Source organism: Paenibacillus sp. 11B, from assembly GCF_030487755.1.
In the GTDB taxonomy this organism is placed as follows: Bacteria; Bacillota; Bacilli; order Paenibacillales; family Paenibacillaceae; genus Paenibacillus; species Paenibacillus vandeheii.
This window is the reverse complement of the sequence record NZ_JAUKNS010000001.1, coordinates 1,745,606-1,759,505: the sequence shown is the minus strand read 5'-3', so window position 1 is coordinate 1,759,505 and position 13,900 is coordinate 1,745,606. Positions and strand designations below refer to the sequence as shown.

Annotated in this window: 7 protein-coding genes; 6 read left to right on the top strand and 1 reads right to left on the bottom strand. The window is 46.7% G+C overall.

Features of this window, described 5'->3' with window-relative positions; translation table 11 throughout:
* The first annotated feature begins 53 nt into the window (after positions 1–53).
* The 5 genes from pulA (Q0V21_RS07740) (at position 54) to Q0V21_RS07720 (ending at position 11,255) form a co-directional block, all read left to right on the top strand.
* A complete protein-coding gene (gene pulA, locus Q0V21_RS07740) occupies positions 54–2,105 on the top strand; it encodes a type I pullulanase (protein ID WP_301878289.1) in 2,052 nt (683 codons plus the stop codon).
* A gap of 411 nt (positions 2,106–2,516) precedes the next feature.
* Complete coding sequence (gene pulA, locus Q0V21_RS07735; protein ID WP_301878288.1) at positions 2,517–5,396, top strand: type I pullulanase; 2,880 nt, start codon at positions 2,517–2,519, stop codon at positions 5,394–5,396.
* A gap of 340 nt (positions 5,397–5,736) precedes the next feature.
* A complete protein-coding gene (locus tag Q0V21_RS07730) occupies positions 5,737–7,983 on the top strand; it encodes an Ig-like domain-containing protein (protein WP_301878287.1) in 2,247 nt (748 codons plus the stop codon).
* Between the two features lie 372 nt (positions 7,984–8,355).
* On the top strand, positions 8,356–9,897 hold the full coding sequence (locus Q0V21_RS07725; RefSeq protein ID WP_301878285.1) for a pectinesterase family protein: 1,542 nt from the start codon (positions 8,356–8,358) through the stop codon (positions 9,895–9,897).
* A 17-nt stretch (positions 9,898–9,914) separates the two neighbouring features.
* Complete coding sequence (locus Q0V21_RS07720) at positions 9,915–11,255, top strand: pectate lyase family protein (RefSeq protein WP_301878284.1); 1,341 nt, start codon at positions 9,915–9,917, stop codon at positions 11,253–11,255.
* Positions 11,256–11,308: 53 nt separating this feature from the next.
* On the opposite strand, the gene Q0V21_RS07715 is transcribed toward Q0V21_RS07720, so the two are convergent.
* Positions 11,309–12,157, bottom strand: a complete 849-nt coding sequence (locus Q0V21_RS07715; RefSeq protein ID WP_301878283.1) for an AraC family transcriptional regulator — start codon at positions 12,155–12,157, stop codon at positions 11,309–11,311.
* A 147-nt stretch (positions 12,158–12,304) separates the two neighbouring features.
* Between Q0V21_RS07715 and Q0V21_RS07710 the strand changes: the two genes are divergently transcribed.
* Positions 12,305–13,891, top strand: coding sequence for a glycoside hydrolase family 43 protein (locus Q0V21_RS07710; protein ID WP_301878282.1), 1,587 nt, complete (start codon positions 12,305–12,307; stop codon positions 13,889–13,891).
* Positions 13,892–13,900: the final 9 nt, after the last annotated feature.

The following is a 13,900-nucleotide window of genomic DNA, read 5'->3' as shown; positions in this document are numbered from 1 at the left end:
AGGAGCATTCGTTCCACATTTATTTTATTGTCATTGAAAGGGGAATACACAACATGATTGATGATCACCAGAAGCTAGAAGGATGGAATGTAGTGGATACATACCGGGGTAGAGATCTGGGTGTAACGATGGAACCACAAGCCTGTAGTTTCAAAGTGTGGACGCCTGTTGCAAAACAGGTGGATGTACTAATATATCCGCCTTCAACAGGGGGGACTCCCAATGAGCCGAAGAATCAGGCAATACAAAAAGAAATACCGATGCACGAACAGGATCAGGGTATCTGGTCCCTGAAGCTCGAAGGCGAGTGGCAAGGATATCGTTATATGTACCGCGTTACCTTTGAAGACGGACGTCAGGAGGTTGCGGTTGATCCTTATGCACGGGCTGTGACCATGAATGGAGAAATGGGGGTAATTGTCAGACTGGAACAGACCGATCCGAATGGATGGCATGAGGATATCCGTCCAGAACTGGTGAGCCCGGTAGATGCGGTCTTATATGAGCTGCATGTGCGCGATTTCTCGATCCATGAGTCATCCGGCATGAGACACAAAGGAAAGTACCTGGCTTTTACCGAGACGGGCCTACGCGATTCAAACGGGAATACGCTGGGGATCGATCATTTGGCTGAGCTGGGCATCACTCATGTACACCTGCTTCCGGTATTTGATTTTGCGACCGTAGATGAATCCAAGCCAGATGACAGGACTTCCGATGACTCACGCTATAACTGGGGATATGATCCACTTCATTACAATGCCCCAGAAGGTTCCTATGCTTCACGTGCAGATGAGCCCGAGACCAGAATTCGTGAGTTCAAATCGATGGTGCTTGCCCTTCATGAGAAGGGAATCGGAGTCATTATGGATGTGGTGTACAATCATACGTTTGACACCGCAGCCAGTTCATTTGAGAAGCTTGTCCCAAGGTATTACTACCGTCAGAATCCGGATGGCACGTACAGCAATGGATCGGGTACAGGCAATGAAGTGGCTACGGAGCGCCCTATGGTGAGGAAGTTTATCATCGACTCCGTACGGTACTGGGCAGAGGAGTACCATGTGGACGGGTTCCGTTTTGACCTGATGGGTCTGATTGACACGGCAACGATGAAAGAGCTCACAGCAGAACTGCATGCTGAGGTCTCACCGTCCATCCTCTTGTACGGCGAACCATGGGGAGCACTGGAATCACCACTTGGGGATCAAATGACCCTTAAGGGAGCACAGCGTGAAGCCGGATTTGCTGTATTTAACGATAACTTCCGTGGAACAATCAAAGGCGATAGCGACGGAACGGGAACCGGATTTGCTACAGGAGCGGAGGGAAAGGAAGATGGTATATGGACAGGCGTGCGGGGAGCTATTACCGATTTTACGTCCAGTCCATCGGAAACGATTAATTATGTAACTGTACATGATAATCTTAACCTGTGGGACAAAGTCGCACGGACACAAGGATTGCACGATACGCTGGGATTTATCACATATAGCGAGGATGGTCGTGTGAAAGGCAGCGACAGCGTGGAAGAGGCTGTAAAGCATGCGAAGCCCTACTTGCACGTTAACCCGGATTGCATACTGGAGAACGAGACGGTCCGGCGCTGTCTGCTTGCTAGTGGCATCGTGTTGACTTCCCAAGGGGTTCCATTGATTGCGGCTGGAGATGAATTTCTGCGTAGCAAGTATGGCGATGCCAACAGCCACAAGAGTGGGGATTCAATTAATGCCATTCGGTGGGAGCAAAAGCAAGCATTTAAGCCTGTTTATGATTATTATCGTGGCCTGATTCGTCTTCGGCACGAGCATCCTGCGTTTCGTCTTCGCACCCGGGGAGAGATTGAGGCGCATATCCGATTGCTTGAAAAAGGAGAAGGAATGTTGGCCTATGAACTGGCAGGAACGGCTGTCGGAGATTCACGGGGACGGATGATCATTATCTATAATGCTTCCAAAGAAACCCGTACAACCTCCGTCCCTTCAGGTATATGGAATGTGGTTGTAGAGCAGGGGCGAGTCGGCACCGATGTGCTGCGCACGGTCAAGGACGGTCAGGTCAGCGTTCCCGCGATATCCATGATGGTTATGTATTCAAACGAATGAACCTTTTCCCTTGGTCTAAAGCTGGCTCAGATTGACATCCGTGTTTCATGTCGGCTCCGCGAGAAGCTGCCCGTGCAAAATTATAATAGCGTGTCCTCGATTCGTTAGAATGGAATAAGGTTTCAAAGGGGTGTTCCCGTCATGCTGATGACTTGGGGACACCCCTTTTGGTGTGCTTTCTTCTTTTTTCATCAGGACAGGTACAAATGCTGTCAATCTATGGCACTTGTTTACATATGCTATATCTTGAAAGCGATTGCTATCAGGATTTGCATCGCTTTTACCATGCTAATTGAAAGCCTCTGTTCAACCGATAATGTTGAGTACAGACAACCCCGGGTTGACAAATGACGTCCTGCTCCGTAACATCGGGACAACACGAAATCAATGGATATAAAGGCGGTGGGAACGATGCCGGAATGGACAGCTTATCGATATGAAGGCAACGATCTTGGCTTAGCATATACTCGTGCGGCAAGCACATTCAAACTGTGGGCACCTACAGCACAGCAGGTTTCCCTACTCATTTTTGATGATGAGGGACGTTATGATGCAAGTGGAAAAGTAACCGAACATGATGATGGACAGAAGCGGTTGATGACCCGTGACCCGGACGGAATATGGAGTGTACAGCTTGAAGGGGATTGGGCCGGACATTATTATATGTATTCCATCACGCATGATGATCAGCATGTTGCCGTGGCACCCGATCCATACGCACGTGCTGTATCCGCGAACGGGCAGCGAACGGCCATAATTGACCTGGATACAACCGATCCAGTGGATTGGGAAGAGGATGTGAAGCCCGTATTTCTGCGTCCGGCAGATGCTGTTCTATATGAATTGCACGTGCGTGACTTCTCCTCCGACCCTCATGCCGATATTCCTTATAAGGGAAAATATTTGGCATTTACCGCCTCCGGGTTGACGGACAGAGGTGGCAACTCCATCGGCGTAGATCATCTTGTCGAACTTGGCATTACGCATGTGCATCTTCTGCCTGTAGCGGATTATCAGACGGTTGATGAACTGGCGGCAACAACGGAAGCCGGTTCGAATGCCAAGTTGCCATACAACTGGGGGTATGATCCTCAGCACTACAACGTGCCGGAAGGTTCCTATGCCACCGATCCTCGTGATCCTTCGGTTCGGATCCGGGAGTTCAAGGCGCTCATTCATTCCCTTCACCGACAAGGCATTCGTGTCGTGCTTGATGTGGTCTACAACCATACGTATAGCGTGGATGAGGGACCTTTTGAACGAATTGTACCGGGTTACTATTATCGTTATCGTGAGGACGGCACATTGAGCAATGGCTCGGGTGTAGGCAATGAACTGGCTACAGAGCGCCCCATGGTGCGAAAATACATTTTGGACTCTCTCCTGTACTGGGCAGAGGAATATCATGTGGACGGGTTTCGCTTCGACCTGATGGGTCTGATTGATACAGACACAATGAACGAATTGACCCGCGAGCTGAGAGAACAGATTGATCCTGCGTTTCTGATCTACGGGGAGCCGTGGACAGGCGGAGATTCGCCTCTGGAGCGGAAAACGTTAAAAGGAACACAGCGAGGTCAGGGATTTGCCGTATTTAACGATCATTTCCGCAGTGCCATCAAAGGGGACAGTGATGGCATCGGCAAAGGCTTTGTTACCGGAGCAGACGGTAAGGAGTACGAAATTGCCCAGGGTGTAGCCGGAGCGCTGGATGATTTTACGTCTTCACCTGTGGAATCCGTCAATTATGTGACAGCGCATGATAATCTCAATCTGTGGGACAAAATCGCCACAACGATGTACCTCAGACATGATCTCGGGTTTCCGGTATGGAGGGATGGTCAGCCTGTGGAAGGAGGCAGTGCGGAATCGGCGGTTAAGGCGGCAGACCCTTATCGGTATGTTAATGCAGATGATGTGCTTGACCATGAGATGGTCCGCCGTTCCTTGCTCTCGACGGGAATTTTGCTTACCTCACAGGGTATTCCATTCCTCCACGCAGGGGATGAGATATTGAGATCCAAAGCAGGAGATCACAACAGTTATCGCAGCGGGGACGCCGTGAATACGATCACTTGGGCGAACAAATCTCGCTTCAGACCTGTTTTTGACTATTATTGTGGCCTGATCCATCTGCGCCGCACACATCCGGCTTTTCGCATGATGAATGCCGAGCAGGTACGACATCATCTTCGCTTGATGCGTGCAGAAGGAAATGTGGTTGCATTTACACTGGAGGACGGAGCCAATCAGGATACCTGGAATCAGATCGTGGTGATCTACAACGGAACAGGTCAGCAGCAGCAAGTGAGTCTGCCGGAGGGTGACTGGCATATCGTGGTGAACGATCATCAGGCAGGTACAGACCTCATTGAGACAGTGAGCGGAACCGCAATGGTAGAACGGTGGTCATTGATGGTACTGTATGATACGGAGTATGGCGGCGGTGCTGAACCCGCTGTGATTGAGATTCATTCGCCGCGTCTTGTGTACAGTGTCGGAGAGATTGCTGGCTTACGTGCATCGGTCAGAGACCGTTTTGGTAATGTGGTGGAGAACGCATCGGTGACCTGGAGCTCTTCGAACCAGGACATTATTGCGATTCAATCCGATGGGACCATTCATACAGGGGAGACCGGTGACGCGACTATTAGCGTCCATTGTGGCACGATTACCGCAGAGTGTACGCTGCAGGTGGATCAACTCCATCCGGAACGAATTGAAATTGTAGGGGAGTCTGTGATGTATACGACACGTGTCAATCGATTCCGCGCCCTGGTTCTGGATCAATTCGGCCAGCCCTTACAAGGGATGAAGATACGGTGGAGCTCGTCGCACCCGGATCATGCAGCTGTCAGTACAGCAGGAATTGTGCGTGCTTTAACACCAGGTTCCACCCAGATAATCGCGGAGGCGGGAGGGATTCAGGCATCGCTGAATATCAAAATCCACAAATCCATCTCCCGAATTGTCACTCTCCGATATGAACGGGAAGATCAGTGTTATGAGGGATGGGATGTCTGGGTATGGGGCACAGGTATGGAGGATGGGGCTGTCCCGTTTGAGCGAGTGGGCAATACAGCAGAAGCCCGTTTTCGGGTCGCTCCAGGACTGCATCATCTGGGCCTAATCATTCGACTGAATGAATGGGAAGCCAAAGATACCTGCGGAGATCGTTATGTTGACATCGGTCCTGAAGACGGAGATGTGCAGATTATCGTTCACAGTGGGTCGGATCAGATGCAAGTTATCCGTGAAAGTGATGCAGAGGATGATCGTAACAGTGCATAATTTTGCTTAAGTACTAATAACATTCATACAACTAGTTGAGAAGTGTATGCTTAACAAGCGGTCGGAAGGTATTCCGGCTGCTTTTTTGTTTTATGGATGATTACCTACTTGATAACGATCTAAATACCATTAGCCTTTGCTTCCGACAAAGAACATTGCGATATGGAGAATAAAGTAATTTATATATAATTTTTCTTCCCCTCGGTATATTAAGATAAATAACCAGGGATGACATCAGTGGACGCTTCTAGCTGACCTTCTCTTATTTGGACAGTTAGATGAAAAAGCACTGACGCGGGGATATAACCTGTTTTCCCAATTCCTACATTGGAGGTAGAGTATGAAAAAGAAGTGGTTAGCCATGGCATTAAGCGCGAGTATCCTCACAACATGTATACCGTTTGGGGGCGTGGAAGCCGCTTCATCGGAAGCGCTTCCTGCATTCCCTGGAGCGGAAGGCGGCGGCAAATATGTGACGGGGGGGCGGGCCACAACTGTCTACGAAGTAACAACGCTTGACGACTACAGCAAAAAGGAGAAACCCATTAAAGGTTCCCTTCGGGATGCTGTAAGCGGAAGTAATCGAACGATTATTTTTCGTGTTGGGGGAACGGTACATTTGAAAGAAGCCCTCAAAATTACCGGTTCCAACCTGACTATTGCCGGTCAGACTGCTCCTGGGGATGGAATTACAGTAGCCGATTACACGACAAGCGTAGAAGCTGACAATATCATTATGCGGTACATGCGCTTCCGGCTGGGTGACCGTGTAGTGAGTGAAGACGATGCCTTTGGCTCCAGGTATCATAAAAATATTATCATTGACCATAGCTCATTCAGCTGGTCGGTGGATGAAGTGATCAGTTTGTATGATAACGAGAACACGACAGTTCAATGGTCAATTTCCGCTGAAAGCATGCTGATGACAACTCATCAAAAAGGTCGCCATGGATATGGCGGCATCTGGGGCGGAAAAAATGCCAGCTACCTCCACAATCTAATTGCTCACAGCACCAGCCGCAACCCTCGATTGCCTACAGTGACAAAGCTCGTCGATCTGACGGAAATGACGAATAATGTCATCTATAACTGGGGATTTGCTTCAACCTATGGAGGCGGAGCAGAAGATTATCGATATAATATTATAAATAATTATTACAAGTACGGTCCAAATACCTATAACAACGTAAAGTCGCAATTATTTGGTGAAGTTGCTCCGGAAACCAGATTGTTTATTGATGGGAATATCATGGATGGCAGCTCGGAAGTTACAGCGGATAACTGGGCTGGTGTACAAAAATACTCCAATATATCGAAGCTGACGGAGCCTGCCGATATGCCTAACCCGTATACGGCTGAATCCGCGGTGGATGCATATGGTAATGTACTGTCAGACGCTGGTGCTACTCTTCCCAGACGTGATGCTTACGATGCACGTATCATCCAGGATGTCAAAAACCGTACCGGGCAGCATATCAACTCTCCAATTGAGATTGGCGGATATCCTGATTATTCTCAGACGCTGTCCAGTGTGGTCGACAGAGATCATGACGGAATGGATGACGTATGGGAGTTAGCCAATGGCCTGTCTCCTTCGGACCCCAAAGATGGCAACGAAACAACGCTTTCCGAAGAAGGATATACAAATCTTGAAGTTTATCTAAACGACCTAATCGTTCAGGGCAAAGCAGAGGGAAGGCATACGGATAATCCTGAAACCGCTATCCATTATCCCTTTAATAATCAAATTTTTGAAAAAGGCAGTAATATCTGTGTTACCGCCTCTGCGAGCGATCGTGACGGTATTGCAAAGGTTGAATTTATTGTAAATGGTGAGAAACAGGGGGAAGCCACAACCAAGCCCTATCGTTTTCATTGGAAAAACGTCCAGGATGGTACACATTATCTCGTGATTCAAGCCACCGACAAAAAAGGATTAAAAACCCAGTCCGACAATGTGGCCATCCATGTTAATACGACCGGCTCCACTCTTCCATGGACTTCGGTAGACATTGGCAACCCGGGCATTCCGGGGCATACCACTGTACAGGAGCAGAACGGTACAATCACTGTCAAATCGGCTGGATTGATTGGAGCTACCGCGGAAAGCGAAAGCGAGGTGGATAATTTTCATTTTGCCTATCAGTCTCTAGAAGGAAATGGGGAGATTATCGCCCGAATTGAAACAGTAACACCAACTGACAACTATGCCAAAGCAGGTGTAATGATTCGTAACTCACTTGGGGATCGCTCTGAAATGGCTTTTCTATCCATACCCTATGTTAAATTTGGGAAGAAGGGTGTTCTGATTACCCGTTCATCTATAGGTGCAAAAGCGGTTAAGATAGAACCTGAAAACTTCATCAACACGCCATACTGGGTCAAATTGGTCCGAAACGGAAATGAAGTTACAGGGCTTATTTCTACGGATAAGGAGACATGGAGCAAGATCGGAACAGTGGACCTTGACCTAAATGATACCGTTTATTATGGTTTGGCAGCGGATGCCGCCAAAGTGGATAACGAGGTCAACCGTTATAATACGTCTGTCTTCAGCGGAGTGGAGCTGAACAAACTTGAAGAATAACTTCCGAATACTCCCCGAGGAATGGAGAGCGCGTACACACCTTAATATTGAATCAGTCTGAAATAGAACCATGATTGCTTAAGAAGCCGTTAACAGCGGCTTCTTTATTTTTAACTCAGGACTTAGATGCAGACAATAATCACAAAAAATCCGCAAAAACAAAGCAATAAACCGAACGAATGAAATATCATTTTATAGTATGATGAGCACATGTTAGATGAAGAGATCGTTTCTGCTAATCCTTTAGTGGACAATTATGAAAGCGGATACATTGTGTCGCAGTCTAACATAAAAAGCGATGCAATAATTTCAGGGAGGTTGATATGTGCAAGTCTCAACGTACACATCGAAATGTAAAGGAGAGATTTTAACATGATCAATTGGCGTACCATTATGATAAGTGTTTTAATTTCTGTTCCCTTGTTCAGCATCATTCCCACAGATGATGCATTGGCATCCACGCTCCTGGATCACAGCCATTTTAACTCTACTCCGTCTGACGCTATGCCCTCCGGTTTCACTATCTCAGAGGCTGGCGGTCAGGTCCGCGCGGCAGAGGTGCCGAGCCCCTCGAATCGAAGTGTTTTTCTTAACGATACAAGCATCACAGCCATTTCCAGTTTGAAAAAAACGATTACTGCTCAAACAGGTTACATAGACGCTGAATTCAAGTTTATGCAGCCTGCACTGGGAAACAACACGAAAATTTTTCGCCTGCTTAACGGTACAAAAGCAGCCGTTTCCATTGAAACGGTAGGCGGAAACATATCGTACCGAAACATGGATAACTCATACATCACACTTCAAAGTGGTTATGCAGCTAATACTTGGTACAGTATTCGGATTGTCGCCAACACCGCTACCAATACAGCTGACGTATATGTCAACGGCTTGCTGAAAACAAGTGGTGCTGGCTTTTATACAACGGTTAGTCACATTGACGGGTACGAATCTTTTACATCCAACTCCAGCGAAGGCGCCCACTATTTAGACGATATTCTTGTAAAGAATGCTACAGCAACGATTCCATCCGACGCACTCGTCGTTAGCAAGAGTGGCGAAAGCGGTGTGTTCACGACGATACAGGCAGCCGTAGATGCCATCCCTGTTAATCAGACCACCTCCCGGACGATCTATGTCAAGAACGGGGTATACAGAGAGAAGATCACGTTTCCCGCAAATAAACCGAATATATCACTTATCGGTGAAAGCGCGCTTGAAACGATTTTGACTTATGACGATACAGCCAGTTCTGCCGGCGGAACAACCAATAGTGCGAGCGTTTACGTGAAAGGGAAAAACTTCAAAGCAGAGAACGTTACCATTCGAAATACAGCCGGAGTTACAGCGGGTCAAGCCGTTGCGCTTTACGTATCCGGTGACAGGGCAACCTTTAACAATGTGCGCATCTTAGGGAATCAGGATACTTTGTATGCGCATAGTGGCAGGCAGTATTATCGCGATTCCTACATTGAAGGAACCGTTGACTTTATTTTTGGTTCAGCTACTGCTGTGTTTGAGAGCTGTGAGATAAAAAGTTTGAATAACGGTTTTATAACAGCGGCTTCAACAGATCAATCTGCAGCACATGGCTATGTATTTATTAATAGTAGTCTGACACAATCGGCATCAATGACTGGTACTGCCTTTTTAGGAAGTCCATGGCGCCCGTATGCCTCGGTAGTTTATGTGAACTCATATTTGGAATCGCATATTAACCCGACAGGTTGGGATTATTGGGGGAACGAAGCAAATAAGAGTACGGCACGTTATTCCGAATATGGCAACTCAGGTCCTGGTGCTTCTACGGAAAGTCGCGTAAGTTGGTCCCATTCATTGAGCCCTGCTCAGGCAGCCGTAATCAATACCCAATCCGTGCTTGCTGGAAGCGATCAATGGGACCCCATTAATTAAAGAAAGGAATGATATTAATGATCAAATCGATTTTCAGCCCAAAGTATTTATCAGTCGTACTTGGAGCAATATTCATTCTTCTCATATTCCCATGGTCTGCTCAAGCCTATACGCTCGGAGATGACACCCCTTACGGATATGGTGCTGGTACTACGGGCGGGGGGAGCGGAACCCCTTATTCGGTAACAGCCTATGATCAATTTATTACGCGAATAGCAGCAATCAAAGCAGATTCCTCCTTGTCAAGGGTCATCCGTATAGACTCAGATATCGTATGTACCCGAGGCACACGAACAAAAACAGACATGTCGGACAACAAGCCTTATACATTCAGCACTGCTGCCTTGATTAACCTGCCTTCTAATTTCACCTTATATAGCGAAGGCGGATATATGCTTCATCATTGCGGGCTTATGATAGATAAAGCGACGAATGTAATTGTTCGAAATATTGGCATTGGTGAGAGCTTTGTCAGTCAGACAGCATTTCCATATCCGGATACATTCACTTATACACTGCAAACCAATGCCAACGGTGCAGGAACTGCCGGAACGGTAGTCACGTTCAAGAAATCGGATGATATTAACACTCAATTAAAAGCAGCCAAATGGATTGATACGGATTCCACGAACCGATCTATGTCCGGTTTTTTGATTTATCAAGCACTGGTGGGTGATTTATATGGAACAGATGGAATTTTGATTCAAGATTCAACACAGGTTTGGATCGATCATTGTAAAATATGGAAAACAGAGGATGGAGGAATCGACGTTATTAATTCACCTAGCGTTACGATTTCAAACAATGAATTCAAGTACATCGACAAGGTGCTGAGCATTTTTTCGAAATCCACTTCAACACCATCAAGGGTTAGTTTGTATAATAACTATTTTCATTACAGCAATCAAAGAATCCCCAAGGTTGCAGATTCATCTATTGTGGACTCGTTCAATAATGTATACGACAATGTAGCGCAGGAGATCTCCCCTGCAGCAGTGACCAACAAAAATATCTATGAAATTTCGAATTGGCAGCGGGGGGGTTACGCCGTCAACGCGGCAGTAGGTTCGGATACCGGAACTGGCGGAATTATATATGCCACACAGAACGGATTCGGCCCTGGCGTACCTGCCAGTGAACGTTATATTTCCAATCCTGGTGGTTCGATAATGTTCGTAAGCAACTACCATAAGACTGGTCCTTCAACCATGGAGGCCATTGAAGATTATATCAAGGTCAACTCCGGCGTTACAATCAATCTTTACCCGGGTATGATTATAAGCTCCATGTCAGACATAGCGACCTACAATGAGATTATTAACAGAGCAGGGGCATGGAATGGAGCGCTTGCCTATTAAGCTTATACGTATAATGAATGGGTAACTCTACGGATAATTCACGTTTAGCAGGACTAACGACTGCTTTTTCGATAGTAGCTGGGGGTAACGCCTGTGATTTTTTTAAAGATAACATTGAAATTAGCTGCATGCTCATAACCAGTTTTCGCAGCAATAGTTGAAATCGGCTCCTTGCTCTCTCTGAGCAAACGCTTTGCTTCCCGTAGCCGGACGGTTTGCACATATTCTTTGAACTGAAATCCAGTTACTTTCTTGAAGGTCCGACTTAAATAGGAAGGACTTATATAGAATCGTTTTGAAATTTCCTGTAATGAAATATTGTCCTGAAAATGCTCGTTCAGATACGCGGAGATTTCAGTCATTTTCTGATGCATGGGATGGGTAGACACCATTTGCTTTAAACTTCCCTTGCTCCCAAGACGGTGCATGTGAATTAATAATTCAATAAGAAGCGCTCGGATACTGGTTTCGTAGGCGACCTGCTGTGTCTCGCACTCGCGCAGCATCTTTTGCAAAAGTTTCTCAACGATGGCTTGCATATCAACCGGAAAATGGAGCAATGGAGTATCGCAGCTCCCGATTAATAAAGGGACAGCACAACGCGATAGTTCTAAAGACAGGAACGATTCACTGAAATTAACCAAAATGCGCTCGCACTTTAATGCGTCAGAGCTGGTCGTGCGATGTATGTCGTTCGGGTAAACAAAAATCATGTCTCCTTTTTTTGCGGTATAAACGGTTCCATTAATGAAAAAGACACGTCCGCCATTCAAGACATAATACATTTCATAGGTTGGGTGGGCGTGTGGCTTAAACATAGAAACATGCCCGGTTTGATGTAGATACTGAATGGTAAATTCGTTATCTTCTGTAGCATATTTGGTTCCAAGTATCTCCTTCATCGTATTCATCCTTTACGGTATATGTAAATTAAAAAGACAATAATAACAAATTATAAAGCAGTTTTCAGCTTTAAAACAGAACTATTTTTGTTTTTATTGCCCTATAATGAGTTCATTCATATTTTTTAATCAATAGGGGGCATCAAAATGAGTACGTTTCGCAATCCCGTGATCCCGGGCTGTTATGCTGATCCTTCCGTCTGCAGAGTCGAAGAGGACTACTATCTAGTCACTTCCTCGTTTGAATATTTTCCCGGTGTTCCGATTTTTCATAGCAGGGATCTTGTCCATTGGCGGCAGCTCGGACATGTGTTGGATCGCCCGTCTCAACTCAACCTGAAAGGCACACCTTGCTCCAAAGGAATATACGCAGCAACGATCCGGCATCATAACGGCATTTTTTACGTGATTACCACTTTTGTTGAAAGCGCAACCGGTGCTCGCAATAACTTCTATGTAACGTCAACCGACCCTTCTGGCCCTTGGTCCGATCCGGTATGGCTTCAAGATGCTCCAGGTATCGACCCCTCGATATTTTTCGATGATGATGGAAGATGTTACATGATGGCAAACCGTCTTCCACCGGATGGACAGCAATATCCAAAGCACATGGAGATCTGGATGCAGGAGCTGGATGTAACTAAAGGTTGCCTGATTGGGCCCAAATTCAGTTTGTGGGATGGGGCTATGAAGTTTATTCACGCTCAGGAAGGACCGCATATGTATAAGCTGAACGGATACTATTATTTGATCATCGCGGAGGGCGGAACAGGCCATACCCATTCAGTAACTATCGCGCGCAGTACAGGCATCACAGGGCCATACGAAAACTGCAAACGTAACCCGATCCTTACTCATCGGCACTTGGGGCTTAATCACCCTGTTACGAACATTGGACATGCTGATATTGTGCAGACGCAAAACGGCGAGTGTTGGATGTTTTGTTTGGGTTCGCGCCCTTATGGAGGCTATTACAGAAACTTGGGTCGAGAAACCTTTCTTGTGCCATTGGTTTGGGAGGAGGGTTGGCCCGTTGTTAATCCTGGCAAAGGAATCGTTGAGCTTGAGCTGTCGCGGCCATGCCTTCCGGAACACCGATGGCCATCGCATCCGATATGCGACCATTTCGACGCTGAATGTCTTGCACCGGAATGGAATTTTATCAGAACTCCACTCGGGAACTTCATGTCCCTATCGGAACGCCCGGGACATTTGCGATTAAGACTTAAGCCTGAAAAAATGACTGATTGTGGCAATCCCAGCTTTGTTGGCAGGCGACAGCAGCATATTTGTTTTGCGGTAAGAACAGTACTTGAATTCGTTCCGCATTCTGCGAAGGAAACAGCAGGGCTGATTCTTCTACAGAATAACGACTTTCAATACCGTGTGGAATGCACAATCAACGATACGAATAAGACTGTTCGACTCATTCAGTGTGTTGAAGGAACCGATCAATTACTGGCCCAACATGATGTTGCACCTGCACAATCGATCGGGAGGCTATACCTCAAAGTGGAAGCGATAGGCCAAGACTTCAGCTTTTACTTTGGCACGCAGCCGGAAGAATGGAAGTCGTTAATTGAGCATGCCGATGGAACCATATTAAGCGTTGATGTTGCAGGGGGTTTTTCAGGAACCTATATTGGCTTGTTCGCAAGCAGCAATGGTGAAACCAGCGCGAACTATGCCGATTTCGATTACTTTGAATATGCGCCTTTGGATTACAAAGAATGAGAGGAGGAT